The organism is Pseudomonas fluorescens, assembly GCF_018614775.1.
GTDB classification, from domain to species: Bacteria; Pseudomonadota; Gammaproteobacteria; order Pseudomonadales; family Pseudomonadaceae; genus Aquipseudomonas; species Aquipseudomonas fluorescens_BY.
Map to the genome: position 1 here is coordinate 1 of NZ_JAGGOF010000032.1, position 15,186 is coordinate 15,186.

Annotated in this window: 15 protein-coding genes and 1 pseudogene; 5 read left to right on the forward strand and 11 right to left on the reverse strand. The window is 56.1% G+C overall.

Going from position 1 to position 15,186, the window contains the following annotated elements; translation table 11 throughout:
- Together J7E36_RS08935 and J7E36_RS08940 are read right to left on the reverse strand one after the other, a co-directional pair.
- Positions 1 to 819: aldo/keto reductase (locus J7E36_RS08935; RefSeq protein ID WP_215001977.1), on the reverse strand; the 819-nt coding region annotated here is incomplete at its 3' end.
- 173 nt (positions 820 to 992) lie between these two features.
- The gene (locus tag J7E36_RS08940; protein WP_215001979.1) at positions 993 to 1,973 is read right to left on the reverse strand and encodes an aldo/keto reductase; all 981 of its coding nucleotides are present in this window, start codon (positions 1,971 to 1,973) and stop codon (positions 993 to 995) included.
- A gap of 95 nt (positions 1,974 to 2,068) precedes the next feature.
- On the opposite strand from J7E36_RS08940, the gene J7E36_RS08945 reads away from it, so the two are divergent.
- The gene (locus J7E36_RS08945; RefSeq protein ID WP_215001981.1) at positions 2,069 to 2,959 is read left to right on the forward strand and encodes a LysR family transcriptional regulator; all 891 of its coding nucleotides are present in this window, start codon (positions 2,069 to 2,071) and stop codon (positions 2,957 to 2,959) included.
- A gap of 124 nt (positions 2,960 to 3,083) precedes the next feature.
- Here the strand turns inward: J7E36_RS08945 and J7E36_RS25240 are convergent, their stop codons facing one another.
- On the reverse strand, positions 3,084 to 3,788 hold the full coding sequence (locus J7E36_RS25240) for a hypothetical protein (RefSeq protein ID WP_231286436.1): 705 nt from the start codon (positions 3,786 to 3,788) through the stop codon (positions 3,084 to 3,086).
- A 36-nt stretch (positions 3,789 to 3,824) separates the two neighbouring features.
- On the opposite strand from J7E36_RS25240, the pseudogene J7E36_RS25245 reads away from it, so the two are divergent.
- Positions 3,825 to 3,911 (forward strand): annotated as a pseudogene (locus J7E36_RS25245) (LysE family translocator); the annotation flags it as partial.
- 29 nt (positions 3,912 to 3,940) lie between these two features.
- On the opposite strand, the gene J7E36_RS08955 reads toward J7E36_RS25245, so the two are convergent.
- The 5 genes from J7E36_RS08955 to J7E36_RS08975 all read right to left on the reverse strand — a co-directional run bounded on the left by J7E36_RS08955 (position 3,941) and on the right by J7E36_RS08975 (position 10,438).
- Positions 3,941 to 4,900 carry a hypothetical protein gene (locus tag J7E36_RS08955; protein WP_215001983.1) on the reverse strand — a complete coding sequence of 320 codons (960 nt, stop codon included), beginning with the start codon at positions 4,898 to 4,900 and terminating at the stop codon, positions 3,941 to 3,943.
- Positions 4,901 to 5,441: 541 nt separating this feature from the next.
- Positions 5,442 to 5,684, reverse strand: coding sequence for a hypothetical protein (locus tag J7E36_RS08960; protein WP_215001984.1), 243 nt, complete (start codon positions 5,682 to 5,684; stop codon positions 5,442 to 5,444).
- Positions 5,685 to 5,771: 87 nt separating this feature from the next.
- Positions 5,772 to 6,398: a VOC family protein gene (locus tag J7E36_RS08965; protein WP_215001985.1), complete on the reverse strand. Its 627-nt coding sequence runs from the start codon at positions 6,396 to 6,398 to the stop codon at positions 5,772 to 5,774.
- 41 nt (positions 6,399 to 6,439) lie between these two features.
- Positions 6,440 to 8,821, reverse strand: coding sequence for a PAS domain-containing protein (locus J7E36_RS08970; protein WP_215002131.1), 2,382 nt, complete (start codon positions 8,819 to 8,821; stop codon positions 6,440 to 6,442).
- Between the two features lie 351 nt (positions 8,822 to 9,172).
- Entirely contained in the window at positions 9,173 to 10,438 is a 1,266-nt protein-coding gene (locus J7E36_RS08975; protein WP_215001986.1) for a PrpF domain-containing protein, read from the reverse strand.
- A gap of 383 nt (positions 10,439 to 10,821) precedes the next feature.
- Between J7E36_RS08975 and J7E36_RS08980 the strand changes: the two genes are divergently transcribed.
- A complete protein-coding gene (locus J7E36_RS08980; protein ID WP_215001987.1) occupies positions 10,822 to 11,205 on the forward strand; it encodes a c-type cytochrome in 384 nt (127 codons plus the stop codon).
- Positions 11,206 to 11,300: 95 nt separating this feature from the next.
- Here the strand turns inward: J7E36_RS08980 and J7E36_RS08985 are convergent, their stop codons facing one another.
- From J7E36_RS08985 to J7E36_RS08995, 3 genes are all read right to left on the reverse strand, one after another.
- Entirely contained in the window at positions 11,301 to 12,119 is an 819-nt protein-coding gene (locus tag J7E36_RS08985; RefSeq protein WP_215001988.1) for a helix-turn-helix transcriptional regulator, read from the reverse strand.
- 5 nt (positions 12,120 to 12,124) lie between these two features.
- Positions 12,125 to 12,664 (reverse strand): kinase inhibitor, encoded by a 540-nt coding sequence (locus J7E36_RS08990; RefSeq protein ID WP_215001989.1) that lies wholly within the window; start codon positions 12,662 to 12,664, stop codon positions 12,125 to 12,127.
- A gap of 166 nt (positions 12,665 to 12,830) precedes the next feature.
- A complete protein-coding gene (locus J7E36_RS08995) occupies positions 12,831 to 14,042 on the reverse strand; it encodes an MFS transporter (protein WP_215001990.1) in 1,212 nt (403 codons plus the stop codon).
- Positions 14,043 to 14,137: 95 nt separating this feature from the next.
- On the opposite strand from J7E36_RS08995, the gene J7E36_RS09000 reads away from it, so the two are divergent.
- Together J7E36_RS09000 and J7E36_RS09005 are read left to right on the forward strand one after the other, a co-directional pair.
- Positions 14,138 to 14,959: an AraC family transcriptional regulator gene (locus J7E36_RS09000; protein WP_215001991.1), complete on the forward strand. Its 822-nt coding sequence runs from the start codon at positions 14,138 to 14,140 to the stop codon at positions 14,957 to 14,959.
- A 57-nt stretch (positions 14,960 to 15,016) separates the two neighbouring features.
- Positions 15,017 to 15,184 (forward strand): DUF2986 domain-containing protein, encoded by a 168-nt coding sequence (locus J7E36_RS09005; protein ID WP_215001992.1) that lies wholly within the window; start codon positions 15,017 to 15,019, stop codon positions 15,182 to 15,184.
- Positions 15,185 to 15,186: the final 2 nt, after the last annotated feature.

The window sequence follows — 15,186 nt, forward strand, 5'->3', positions numbered from 1 at the left end:
ACTATCCTGACACCGGGGGATAGCGGCTACCTCGGCAGGTGTCAGTTTGAAATCGAATACGTCAAAGTTCTCGGCTATACGATTGCGCTTCACCGATTTAGGGATGGCGGAGAAGCCATGGTCGAGATGCCAACGAAGAACGACTTGCGCTGATGTCTTGCCATACTTCGTAGCAAGCGCCTTGATCACAGGGTCTTCAAGCGGGTTCGTCGTGGCACCTCGGTATGTGTACGCACCACCGATGGGGGACCAGCATTGCGTCTGGATACCGTACTTCTCGTTAGTGGCCCGCAGACTGGCCTGAGTGTAGTAAGGGTGTACCTGGATTTGATTAACCGCCGGGACTATCTCCGTTTTATCCATCAGCAGCTCTAATTTCTCTGCTGTGAAATTTGATACGCCAATTGCGCGGACCTTCCCTTCTGCAAGCAGTTTTTCAGCAGCTTTGTACGCCTGGATGGTCTTGTCGAACTCACTGCCAAGCGGTTGGTGCAACAGCCAGAGATCCAACTGCTCGATACCTAGCTTTTTCAAACTCGTATCAAAAGCCCGCAACGCGGATTCGTAGCCGTAATCAGAAATCCAAAGTTTGGTTTCGATAAAAATTTTTGAGCGATCAACGTCTGATCGGCGAATCCCTTCACCCACTTCGCGCTCATTGAAATAGGCTGCCGCCGTGTCGATGTGGCGATAGCCGCAGCTCAGAGCGGCAACAACGGCCTCGGTTGTTTCGTCAGGCTTTGACTGGAACACTCCAAGACCGATCGCTGGGATCTTTACTGCATTGTTAAGCGTGAGGGACGGACATGCTTGACTCATAAAGGGCCTCTTTGGCTTGCGGCTCGGATATATCATTGACGGGCAGCTCGTATAGAACCTGCCGCTGCGACAACGCACTGGTCCTTTGCAAGGACCAGTGATTTGAGTTGCTGGACGCAAATAATCATCAGCGGCAAAGCAGACATGACCGTCTTTCTTGACTGCATCGACGCTTAGGAGTTGATCGTCTTCATCATTTCAGCGGTATATCGCTCGCCCTGAACAGGTACTTTTGCCAATACGTCACCGAGGTCAAGGAGGTCCTGCTCGGTTAGGATCAGTGATGTGCTACCGATGTTTTCTTCTAAGCGGTGCAGCTTGGTCGTGCCAGGAATGGGCGCAATCCAGGGCTTTTGAGCAAGCAACCAAGCGAGCGCCACCTGGGCAGGCGTGGCGTCTTTACGCTGTGCGATTTCGCCAATCATTTTGACCAGATTGTGGTTGGCCTCTCTAGCCCCATCCGCGAAACGTGGCAGCTTGCTGCGGACATCTCCCTCACCGAAAGTGGTAGCCGCGTCGATTTTACCGGTCAGAAAACCTTTGCCCAGCGGGCTGAACGGAATAAAGCCGATACCCAACTCTTCCAGCAGTGGCAGTATTTTTTCTTCAGGGCCGCGAGTAAACATCGAGTACTCGCTTTGAAGCGCGGAGACTGGCTGCACCGCATGGGCGCGGCGAATTGCATCGACACCCGCTTCGGACATCCCGAAATATTTGACCTTACCTTCCTTGATCAAATCGCGGACCGCTCCCGCCACGTCTTCCAGTGGCACATTAGGGTCAACACGATGTTGATAGAACAGATCGATGCAATCCGTACGCAGGCATTTTAATGACTGCTCGGCAACCAGCCGGATACGCTCAGGTCTGCTGTCGAGGCCCGCTGAAGGGTTGCCGTCCTTCATACCGAATTTGGTGGCAATGACCACCTTGTCGCGAAATGGCTCAAGAGCCTCACCGACAATTTCCTCGTTGAGTTGACCATAGGCCTCTGCTGTATCGAAGAGGGTGATGCCCTTGTCATAAGCCGCGCGGATGAGTTTGATGGCCTCTGCTTTGTCTGTAGCTGGACCGTAGCCAAAGGTCAGACCCATGCAGCCCAAGCCGAGTGCCGAAACCTCAAGACCGCCGTTGCCAATTTTGCGATGTTGCATGGTTGATCTCCTCGTAGCGTTGGTTGGAATCACTTTAGTAATCCCAATGCCATTCAGGAAGTGCGATACTCAGCTAGGCGATATGAGGAATATTCATGGCTATGCAAGATTTTAATGCGCTGGCCGTTTTCATAACGGTTGGCAGGGAGAAGAGCTTCACTCGTGCCGCCGCTCATTTCGGGGTGTCGCAATCCGCAATTAGCCACAGCATCCGGGGTCTTGAGGAGAAGCTGGGCGTCCGCCTGCTGAATCGCACTACGCGTGGCGCGTCTCCTACAGAAGCGGGAGAAAAATTACTGCGTACTATTTCCCCTCATTACGAAGGAATCGAAGCTGAGATAGCGGCGCTGGGAGCATTTTTGGACAAACCGGCAGGTACGATCAGAATCACTACTCATGATCATGCTGCGAATACAATTTTGTGGCCGAAGCTGTCCAAACTGTTGCCGGAGTATCCGGACTTAACGTTGGAACTCCATATCGACTACGGTCTGACAGATATCATTGCCGAGCGTTTCGACGCAGGCGTTCGAGTAGGTGATCAGGTCGCGAAGGACATGATCGCAATGCGCATATCCAGTGATTTCCGCATGAGCGTAGTGGGTTCGCCCAGCTACTTCTCTACAAGGCCAGTACCGAAGGTACCTCAAGATTTGACAATCCATAACTGCGCAAAACTTAGACTACCTACTCACGGCGGCTTTTTAGCATGGGAATTCGAAAAAAACGGTAAGGAACTAAAGGTGCAGGTTCCAGGGCAGATGATTTTCAATACATCGGCTCATACCATCGACGCTGCGTTAGGAGGCTATGCATTGGCATATGCGCCTGAGGACGTCGTAAAGCAGCACGTTGAAGACGGTAGGCTTATCTTAGTGCTGGAAGATTGGCGTCCAACGTTCCCGGGGTATCACCTGTACTATTCAAGTCGGCGCCAGTCGTCGCCGGCATTCGCTTTGATCGTTGATGCGCTTCGACTTACCTGAGCCCAATTACGGCAGTTTTGGAGGGGTAATAATCGGTCATGACTGACCGCTTTTGGCCGGTTGCTGCCGTACGCAACTCAATTTTTCCGGCCAAAAAAAGCGGTTCATAGCCGCCAAATGAAAGCTAAGAAACTTGATCACTTATCACTATGATGGATGCTCCGAACGTCACCTCAGCTAGCCGGGTAACCTCAGTCAATGCCCGTAAAGGGGTAGGCAGGTCGAAAAGTGTCAGTGGATTCAGTGGGCGGTATTGCAGCTCATACCCCCTCAAGGCCTGGCTTGAATCGCGATGAACGTCCGACCAGTCATACGTAAAGAATCCACGTTTGGCAAATTCAACGAAAGCGTTTGCGCCAGCCATGGCAGTGATCCGATCTACCTCGGACATTTCCGGCAATGAAAGGACAAATTCTTCGCAGTTCTCGACGGAGGGTAGTGCGGAATCAGGAACCGGCCCCGGGCCGCCCGTAGTGAAGAGCGCAACCTGTCCGACGGCGTCGGTGGCGACCCATCCAATGTCAAAGTCCTGAAGAACGAAGGGAGCCGCCATTTGCACCAACTTTAGAAAAAGAACGAGCTGATTTCCCAACTCTACTTGCCAGTCCAGAGTATGTAAAAGCGCATCGGCCAATTGTCCAAGCGGGAAGAAATGCAACGGGTTTACTTTTCCCTGTTTTAAACATCTGCTTCTGACCGATCTCTGCCTCTCGGCAACGAGACGTTGGTGCCAGTCAAAACCTGCGCCTTTTGGTTGGAGCCCTGCGCAGACGCATCGGGCTGAAACTGATAAATGCAAACGGATTAACGGTGCATATTGTTCATGCACCGAGCCTGTCCAGCGGACAATCTCGCCATGCTCTGGCCCTGGCTGGCTCGGATGGGCCGACGGTTCAACCGTGTCCGCGGCGGCTTTTTCGTGGCGTTTGGTGCTTTGCTTCCGATCCACTGATTTGCCCATATGGATAAGACTGACTGCCCTCAGGGATCGGCATTCAACCGGCCCAGGAACGCCGTGCGCAGGCAACCCCAGGCGATGGCTCCAAGGATCAGCACCTCGCCTATGCCAACCAGCAAGTTGAATGAAAAGGTCAGCGGTTGCTCGGCCCAGTAGAAGATCGTCGAGCCCGTCCGAAAACCGCTGGCACTCAGTCGCCCGGTAAACGGAGCCGGCAGCAATGGGATGAGGTGGATCAGTCCGAGCACGGCCAGGAATGCGCCAAGTAACGTGAGCAAGGCGCGCGCCGGAATGCTCAGTTGTTCGGTCGACGCCTGCGAAGGCGCTGGTTCCTTTCCTTTGCGCTGCTTGGCTGGTTTCGCCGTCTTGCCGCGGGTTGGGGCTGGAGCAGGCCTGTAGGGTGTCGTCGCACCGGCCGCCAACACGTCGACGACCTCCGTGGGCACCGCCACGCCCAGGTAGTCGGCCAGCTCACGCAGCCACAGGTCGGTACGTTTACTTCCCGGTACGACTGGAACATTGTCGGTCGTCAGGCGGTGCTCGGTGCCATCGCGCATCACCAACCACAACTGGGTGCGGGCAGGCTCGGCCTGATGATGGCGGCGAAGTTCGAGGTATTTGACGGCATCGAGTCTAAGCACCGACTGCACCCGCTCGCGGCGTCCGAAAATATTCTGGGTGCGACGCTTGCCTTCACCGTCGACTCGCGACAGCAGCAAGCTTTCGCGGATGCCGATGTACACCAACAGGAGTATGCCGAGGGCGGGAACCAGCAACAGCCAGAGCACCATCAGTAGCAAGGACAGTGGGTCTGCGTCAGTCGATGGCGAGCGTCCATCAGCGGTCGCCAACACGGCTAACGCCACCGGCACGAGGAAGGCCAGCACGCCGACCAGCAGCACGACTGCGCGCTGCACCTGATTGCACGAGTGAATGTGCAAGTCACCCTGCGCGGTGCGCTCGAACCGATGTCCAATCAACATGCAGAACTCCTGATGCGTCGCCCTTTAGACCGATCGGAGGCTCCTGATGAGCTAGTCACGGCGCAGGTCTGGTTCGTATTTCACGCGGCGGAGGATACCTCATGCCGAGGATACCGCGTGTTGAGAGGCGGAGGTTTCTCCAGCATGCCATTGTAGACATTGCTGGCGCCGGCGGGATCCGACTGTTCCTACAGAACTCTCATGATTCCCCGATCCGAGATCGGCAGCGACACAGTCGTGCTTTCAGATTTCGCACAGCTTCTGGTGATCCCGTTGCGTGATGGGTGTGATTTGCTGGAGGTCATTGGACGACGACTTCAGGCGCAGGTTGAAAGCTGATGAAACGACGGGCGCCTGACAGCGCCCCTTCTTATCCCCTCGAGGGCCAATGACACATGGGATAGCCCACTCGACTGCTTCCGTCCGAAAAATGGGTCAGACAGAAACCCCCGCTCCGACCGTGAGATATCCAGGCCATTCGATTGAGGCTGAAATGTCTGAAAAAAACCGTATCCGTCCGGTCAACACACCTTCCTGACCTTCAGTCAATCTGCTCGAACCGCCGCCTGGTCACGAACAGCCCCGCGCCCACCGGCACGGCAAGGACCGACATCAATCCCAAATCAAAGCCCAGCAACTGGGTCTGGCTCACTGCAACGCAGCCGATTGCGCCTGCCACCACCAGCGTCACCCCTAGCCACTTGCGCAGCGGGTACGGCTTAAGAAACCGCTCAAGTAGAAAGGCCAGCGCCACAACGATGACCGTCTGCGTAATTTCGGACATGTGCAGCCCCACTCGGGTCTTGATGATCAGAAATTCGGAAGAGCGCTGTGGGCCAATCCACGCAGGCTGGGCCAGAGCGGCCCTTCGCTACAATGTTTTGAGACCGTCCGGTGTTTCAATATAAGCCCGCAAACCATATTGATCATTGCGTATGATTTCGACTGGGCCGCAGAAGCCAATCATTTCCAAATGGTGCTCAACAGCACCCGGTTCGGGATGGAAAATCTCAAGACGCTGCAACTGACAGCCCTTCTCGTCAAGTCTCTGTGCCGGTGGCTTCGAGTCGCCCCAGTCGATCAGGCTGGGCACTGCTCCATCCAGCGGCAGTTGGCCGTCTGTATGGATGGAAATACGCCACGACAACTCGCCTCTGCTCATCGGTTCGATAACACCAAAAGCACGCTGTAGCTCTTGATCTGCGGTATCCAGGAATTCCGTGCGCGCGACCCAGTGGGCCAGACGAGGAGATGTTTGGGCGTTTAGCTCATCAAGCCCAAACCACCTGGGTCTGCTGGGTTTCGGCGCCAAAGGGTCGGGCGCAATCACCTCGAGATAAAAACAGTCGCCTAATCGTAAAAGTAGATTATGAGTGCTCATGCGGGGGTGATTGCCACCCTGCTGCATGCCCACCCCTAATTGCCTTTCGACCAGTTGTGCGCCCGCCGCCAGTGTCGGTGACACGATGACCAGATGGTCAATAATGGAATGCCTCATGGGCACAACTCCCGATTCAAGAGTTCCTGGACATTAAGGGGTCAGGACTGTAGGGACGCTCGACGCTGGACAACCTTCGCGAGCAAGCTTGAAAGGGATTCAATGGAATAAGGCTTCTGCAATAGCTCGAATCGCTGGTTGGCGGACTCTATCCTGGAAAATTCCGAACTGTAGCCGGTGGTCAGAACAACGGGCAACCATGGATACAGCACCTCGATTCGTTCGAACAGTTCGATGCCACTCATGCCAGGCATCGCTATATCGGAAAAGACCACATGGAAACTCTCTGGCTTAAGTGAAAGTGCCGTCAGCGCTTCGCGCGCGCCAGTAACGCAATGCACGGTGTAGCCCAGTTGCTGCAAGGCCTCGGACGTGAAGGTGCCGATATCTTCATTGTCCTCAACCAAAAGCACGCCATACCCTGGCACGACCTCATGGATCACAGGTTCCGCAGGAGCAACCTGTTGTTTTACAGCGTCGATCAATGGCAGGTAGATAGTAAACGTGCTCCCGGCACCTTCCTTGCTGCTGACCAATACCTCCCCGCCGGATTGCTTTGCAAACCCGAACACCTGAGATAGCCCGAGTCCGGTGCCTTGCCCTATACCTTTCGTTGTATAGAAGGGCTCGAAGATATGCCCCAGGTTAGCCGCTGATATGCCGGTACCCGTATCAGATATTGAGACCGTCAGGAAATTGCCACTGCGCAATGCATGCGAACGTACCGCTGGTAGCCATGTACTGGTGGCCATCTTGATAGTCAGCTCCCCGACACCGCCCATTGCATCGCGCGCGTTCACAATCATGTTCACTAAGGCGGTATCGAACTGGCTTTCATCGGCGTTGATGAAGCAGGACTCGTCAGGGAGGTCGAAGGTCACACTGATCCGTGAGCCGGTAAGAGTATCCATCATTTCACCGGTACGCCTGACACTGTCGCGGGCGTTAAACATTTCCGGCTGGAGTGCTTGCCGCCGAGCGAAGGCCAGCAACTGGCTCGTCAATTTCGCAGCGCGATCCACCGTCCCTGAGATTGCCTTGATGTATTTTTCCCGACGCTCTTGGGTCAATCCAGGGCGATCAAGAAGATCAGTACACGATTTGATGACCGTCAGCAGATTATTGAAGTCATGGGCGACACCACCGGTGAGCTGCCCGATGGCTTCCAATTTCTGCGATTGTCGTAGGGCTTCTTCAGAAAGTTTTAAAGCTTCTGCTGCATCCTGTTCGTCTTGAGTGTCCCGCCCCACAGCGTGAATGAAGTCGTTATCCGGCACAGCCGTCCAGGAAATCATGCGATACGAGCCATCTGAATGTCGGAAGCGATTCTTGAAGGTCGGGAAACTGATGCCCTCCTTCAAATTCGTTATCACTGCAATCGTGCGCCTGATGTCATCAGGGTGCACCAGCTCAAGGAACTGGTGAGCTATCAATTGCTCTTCAGACCATCCCAATATTCTTGTCCATGCAGGATTTACTGCCGAAATCATCCCGTTGAAGTGGGCTACCAGCATTAAATCTGCGGAAAGGCGCCAGATTCGATCCCTGTCCTGACTCTTCTCGACAACCTGCTGCTCCAGCGATTCATTGAGTTTAGCCAATGAATTCCGGGCATCCCGCAGCGCAGTCATGTCACGGGAGACGCTGAGGATTTTCTCCGGTTTCCCATCCGTGCCAAAAATCGGGCTGACCTGAACGTGCCACCATTTCAGCGTCCCACCCATCGTAAAGGCAGACCCCATAAAGCTGGCACTCTTGCCGTCACGAGCTGCCTGTACGGCAGCTGTGACATCATGGTTACCTTGACCTTGCCAGAAGTCCGACCAGAGGCAGCCGCGTATCTCGTTGAAATCACTGACCTCCATGATCTCTTTGCCCATTTCACTCATGAAGGTCACGCGGGCATCCAGATCCAGCACCTGGATGCAGTCATTGATATTCGCCAGCACCCGGTTGGTAAACGCCTCGTTTTTCTCCAGCTTCAGGGCGCCGCGAACTTGCTCGGTGGTTTCCTGGACGAGGCAGAGTATTCCTTCGCAGCGTCCGGTATCCCCATGCAGTGGCGAGAACGAAAATGACCAGAACGTCAGTTCCGCTACTCCTCCGCGAGTGGTAGTGATCGAGTGGTTTTCACATCGACTGGCCTGCCCCTCGAGGGCGCTTTGCGCGATTGAGCGCACCTGAGCCCAGGCGGCGCCCAATACGGACTCGACAGGAGCACCTAGTGCTGTTTCTGGTGTGCTTGGAAGGATATCCCTGTAGGCGTCATTGAAGAACAGATGCAAACCATCTCCCCACGCCAGATACAGGCTCTCAAGAGAGTTGAGCATCAGTCCCAGGTAGTTTTTGAGAGTCGATGGCCAGGATTCGCGGGAACCCAATGGCGTTGCAGACCAATCCTTTTCACGTAAGAGGCGCCCCATGTCCCCACCGCCAGCGGGGAGGTCGAACAAAACCATGTACCTTGAAACTCCCCTCAGCCTAGGCGCCCATCGCGCAGCGGAAATCGAACCAGCATGTTGTCACCAACTCCTTATCACGGGCAACATTGCGAAGGGCTATCATCCGCCGCTTCGCTGGAAACGACTGAGTTCGTTTTTGGAGTAAAACTGAAGGCGCTCGACCGGCCTTGCCGCGAGAGATTTTCCGAGCCTCATCCAACCCAGGCCAATTACGGGTAGCTTCGTAAGGTTGAAACCTGATAGAGCGACGGGCGCCTGAGCGCCCTTTTTTTTGCTCGCTAGCCAGATGATCGCCCGGCCTGGCCTGCGCTCTCAAAGCGACGCACTATGGTTCGCTGACGTCGCCGCTGCTGCCTCCATCGCTTCGATCAGTTGCACTGACGCACGATAAATAGGGACATGACCGCGCATCAGGATTTGGGTATTTCGTCGGTAAGCAGCGGCGCGAATGTCAATGCCATCGGCATGAGCTTTGACACTGACCGTGGCATCCAATTTGCCAGCCGGATTCTCAATACTCACCTCCACATCCGTGTACGACGCTGAGACGTTTTTCAGACCCACAGCCACGGCATGGGCAGTACTCCCCGCCAGCAGGCACGCAGCGGCGAGACAGCAGCCACCAGAAACGGCCATCGAAGCGTGCCCCGTCTGAGGCGTGAAATACCGCACTGCAATATGCCCGCCGCGACGCGGCGCGCCCACTATGCACACTTTGGGGATGGTTTCACTGCGTTCGAGATCAGCCAGGCTCATCAACTCGCCGTCACGACGGCGAAGCTGCATTTTGAGACCTGCCTCAATCCAGACTTGCCTAAGCTTCGCCATGAACGCAGCATCGGCTTCCAGCTCTGAAATGGCTTCGTGGCCGGTCTTGCCAAAGCTGGCGGCATCGGCAATGACCATAGGCACAGCCACGTCCACGCACGAGACGTCGTGCCCGGCAATCCTGTCCATGACATTGCCTGTCGGTAAGAGCGTGCCGGTCTTGTTGCCCACCGGAGACTGCAGAAAAAGATCAACACGGGGAAACACGCCGGCTACACCTGGAATCTCGGCGCCCACAAACCGGCCCTGGGCATCCCGAGACATTCGCGCGACGGTAACCACGCTGGTGTTGGTGTTCTTTATTTCGATGTCGAAGCTTCCAGTCGCAGGCACTTCGATCAGCCCTGTATCGATGGCCCAGAGCGGCAAGGCGGACGACATATTGCCGCAGTTCACGCTCCAGTCCATGTCGCTATGATCACTGGCCAACTGGGCAAGCGTACTGACGATCCGACGCCCCGTAGGCGTCTCTTCAATCCTTGCCAAAAACACCTTGTTGCTGGTGGCAGGGCCCCGGCCAAGCCCGGTTATCTGCCGATTACCTGACTGATTCCCTGCAAGGGGCACCCCCATGAGGTGGCGCAACAGCTCTGCTCGCAGCACTTCGTCACGGGGCAGCAAGGGCTCCCAGATCACCACCCCCGTCGAAGTACCGCCTCTCATGTAATGCACTGGCAACTCCATCACGCCAGCGTGCAGGCGATTGCTAAATCCATCCCGGGAGGGGGGAAACACAGGTGATTTGAACATTCGGCAACTCCACACATCATTGAGGCAGCCTTTCTCCAGGCTCCTGCAAGGGTCCAGACATATTGGTCGCAGCGCCAGTTCGGCGACGATGACGCCCGCTGGCACTTCATTCACCGCACCAGCGATCGGCTATGCGCCGTCGTGAGCTGGCCGCTGCATCATGCGCAACTGCGGCTCGTGGGTAATGAATGCGTGCTGTTCGATCATCAGGGACGGTTGTGGCATATTGATATAGTCAACGCCATGACGGCCACTTTATCGGTGCAGTAGAAACTTGAACACCTCGCTGATAAGCCTTGACTGGACAGGTTTTGATTCGTTTGAGTATCTGGCCCCCTATCTGGTTAGAACCGGCTGATTCTAACCAACAAGACCCACGAAAAATGAAAAAGAAAATATTACTCATCGCTTCGCTAGGATTTTCATCTCTACTCCAAACGCTACCGTCCCTGGCAGACAACGCCAACGGAAAAACGCTCTATCTGCAGCGATGCGCCATGTGCCACGGAGCAGATATCAAGGGCACAGGCCCGTTGGCCAATAAAAGCACGCCTCCTACACCTGACCTCACGACATCCACCTTCAAGAAACGGCTGAATGATTATCCGGGTGTTATCGTCTCGTCGATCATACTTCGTCCAAATGGAGACTTGATTCCAAGAACGTTGCGAGAGAATGGCGTGAAGCTGCCACCGCACCCCTGGAGCGTTAACGATCTGCGCGATTTAAACCAATACATGAGCGGTGTGATTTCAAAGAATCGATGACGCTGAGATGAGAAAAGAATAAAGGCGCCGCTCGCGAGCGCGAGGATCAATCGCCTTGAGGGCAGCAGCAATAGGAGAAGACTTCAGGGAAATGCTCAAATCGCTGCCCGCAATTCACGCGGTGACAGGCCATAGTGTGAGCGAAAGCGCACAGCAAAACGTGAGGCCGAGGCGTAACCGCAGGCGCCGGCAATTTCGCCGATCGGGCGAGAAGTTGTTTGCAACCGTTGCAATGCTGTCGACAGTCGAACGCTCTCCAAAATATTCCTGAAACTATTACCCTCTTTCGCCAGTTGGCGACGCAATGTCGACTCACCCAGGTTCATGTGTTGTGCGATATTCGCAACCGTCCAGTCTCTTTCGGGGCTGGCCATTACCAGTTGCTGCACACGTTCACACAGTGGATCGTCGCGCCCCATCAGCAGAGGCCCGACCTGGCCGCCGAGGCATAGGCTCAGAAGAACCGCCTCCCCATAATGTGTGCAGAGTGCCTGCGGGGCGTTCCCATTGATGGCGGCCAACAACTGCTCCCATGCCTGGGTCGTGTGCCTGTCCAGAGAAACGCACAGATCGGTCTTCGGTGCACCGCGACAGCTCATGATCTGCTGGCTGTATCGGCTGCTGAAGTTACGCAATGTCGAGACGGGAAAGGACACCGCATCGGCGATGTAGTGACCGTGAGTGCCGGGGAAATTGGAGATGCCAAGCTCGCGCCCGGCCGGCATCAGAATCAGATGATGAGGCCCTGCGCGCATCTCTCGGTCGTCCCATTGCAACAGTTTTTCCCCGTGCCGCACTCGACACAAGGTGGTCACGAACACCGGCACCCTCTGCAAGGTAAGGGGTTGTCGCGCCCGTATGACACATGCATCGATAATGTTTTCCCGGTGCTGTATGCCGTCACAAGGGCGCATCGTTCTTAACGTCCGTAAGTTGAAGTAATGGTCGCTTTGGCCAGGACGTTGGCGTTGAGCATGTAGCCTACCAAGGCGCCGCTAGCCTGGTTGTCGAGCGGTAGCTTATCGGTTTTCAATGCCCATACGGTGAATTGATAGCGATGGGGTTTATCTCCTGCGGGTGGACAAGCTCCACCGAACCCCGGCTGACCGTAATCGGTTCGCCCCTGTACTGCACCGGCAGGCAGGTTTGCTCCTACTCCTCTTGGCAAGCTATGGGTGGAAGCTGGCAGGTTAACCACCGTCCAATGCCACCAACCGCTACCGGTTGGTGCATCGGGATCGTAAACGGTAATCGCGTAGCTCTTAGTGCCTGCGGGGGCGTTTGCCCAGGAAAGTTCAGGAGAAGTGTTGCCACCTTCGCACCCGAAGCCCTGGAACACTTCGCGACTGGTCAGCGGGCGGTTGTCAGCAATATCCCGGCTGGTCAGTGAAAAATCGGCAGCGCATGCACTGAATGTCACTGCCATGGAGAGTACAGGCAGGATTAATCTGATGTTCATCGGGGCTCCATCTGAGTCTTGAAGTGAAGCCCGATTCTAGGTTGAGCAAAGCGTGGTTACTGTGCCGAAAAGCTCGATAACCGTGCCGAAATGCTCGACTGTTCAGCTGAGCGATTGAGTCTCGACCGGTGGCCATGATGGGCAACCTGTTGATCCCGGAAGCGACTCAAACGCCTTTGGTAGAAGGTAGCAGAACAGTCAGCACACCCAGCAGCGGCAAGTACGAGCACAGCGTGTAGACGTACTCGATGCCGTGGATATCCGCGAGATACCCCAGCAGCGCGGCACCGATGCCGCCGAAACCGAACATCAGGCCGAAGAACACGCCGGCAATCATGCCGACATTGCCCGGCACCAGTTCCTGGGCGAAGACGACAATGGCAGAGAACGCCGAGGCGAGGATGAAGCCGATGATCATGCTCAGCACACCGGTCCAGAACAGGTCCACGTAGGGCAATGCCAGGGTGAAAGGCGCCGCGCCCAGGATCGAGAACCAGATGACCTTCTTGCGGCCGATCCTGTCGCCGATGGGGCCACCGAAGAACGTGCCGGCGGCCACGGCGCCCAGGAACAGGAACAGGTACAACTGGGAGCTGGTCACCGACAGCTGGAATTTTTCAATCAGGTAGAACGTGAAGTAGCTGGTGAAACTGGCCATGTAGAAGTACTTGGAGAACACCAGCAGCGCCAGGACCACCAGGGCAGCGGTCACTCGCCGCTTGGACAGGCCGTGGGTCGCCTTGCCGCCCTGCTTGAGCTTGAACAGGTTGAGGTGGTTGCGATACCAGCGGCTCAGGCCGTACTGCACGAGGATGGCGAAGGCCGCAAACAGACCGAACCAGGCAACGTTGCCCTGGCCGTAAGGGATCACAATGGCCGCGGCCAGCAACGGGCCGAAGGCGCTGCCCGCATTGCCGCCGACCTGGAACGTTGACTGCGCCAGGCCATAGCGACCGCCTGAAGCGAGCCGTGCCACGCGCGAGGTTTCCGGGTGGAAGGTCGACGAGCCGATGCCCACCAGCGCGGAGGCGACGAGGATGGCGCCAAAGCTGCCGACGAACGCCAGCATCAGGATGCCGATGAGGGTGCAGACCATCCCGGCCGGCAGCAGCCAGGGCTTGGGATGACGGTCGGTGTGGTAACCCACCCACGGCTGCAATAGCGAGGCGGTCAGTTGGAAGGTCAGGGTGATCAATCCCACTTGGGCGAAGGTCAGGCCGTAGTTGGCCTTCAGCATCGGATAGATGGAAGGCAGTACGGCCTGGATGAGGTCATTGATCAGGTGCGCAAGGGCGCAGGCACCGATGATCCGCATGACAAGCGGGCTCGTTTGGTTGACGACGGAGGCCGTGGTCGAGGCTGTGGCGGTGGTGGACATGACAAAAGCTTCCAGGCGATGGGTCTGAAAAAAAGCGTGGGCAGAAGGTGACAGTACTTTCTGATAAACGCGTCATCATCCTAAAATCCACATAAATGTCTGTCTCACTGGACAAGGGCATCAACCGTCGCAAAAAGGACATCATGATCAAACCACTGAATGAAGCGTTGCTGGAGATCGATGAAGGCGCCTGGACGATGATCGGGAGGGCCACCGATTACCCCGATAATTGGTTGATCGCATCGCACGCCCATGAGAAGCATCAACTGATCTACGCCGTCGAAGGTGTGATGGTCGTGCACACGGCGTCGAGCCAGTGGACGGTCCCGTCGAATCGGGGCCTGTGGATGCCCTGCGGGCAGGTGCATTCGGTGCGGTGCGTGGGGCACGTGAAAATGCGCAGCCTGTTTATCCGCCCCGATGCAGCCGCCGACCTTGCGACCGAAACGAAGGCGGTGAGCATTTCCTCGCTCTTGAGTGAACTGATCAAGGTCGCCGTGCACCTGCAGCTCCCCTATGCCCCGAACACGCGTGCGGCCAGGGTGATGCAGCTGATTCTCGATGAACTCAGCCTGCTCCCCACCCTGCCGCTGCACTTGCCGCAGCCGGCGGACCGGCGCATCAAGAAGATCTGCGTCACGTTGCAAGGCGACCCCGCCGATGGCTCGACACTGTCGGATTGGAGCGCCCGCCTGGACTTGGATGAGAAAACCATCCAGCGGTTGTTCCGCAAGGAAACCGGGATCACCTTCGGCCAGTGGCGACAACAGGCGCGCCTGTTACAGGCGGTCGAGCGGCTGGCGGTGGGCGAGAAAATCATTGACGTCGCACTGGCGCTGGGCTACGAAAGCCCGAGTGCGTTCACGAACATGTTCAGGAAGCAATTTGGCAAGACGCCCAGTCAATTCTTCAAATGACAGAAGCGTTTCCTGCTGGCTGGTATCATTCAGGCGCTTACACACCGAGTAGACGCTATGAACCGTCGTAAGAAAATAAAGCAGTTGTTGCAGGCGCATGCCAAGAAGGCCAGTGCCAAGCTGGCGCCGCAGAAGCCCAAGTACATCAGTAAGGCGGATCGGTTGAAGTTGGCTGAAGCCGAGCAGGACTCAACGGTTGCCACATTCGACACCGAGGCAAGCTGACA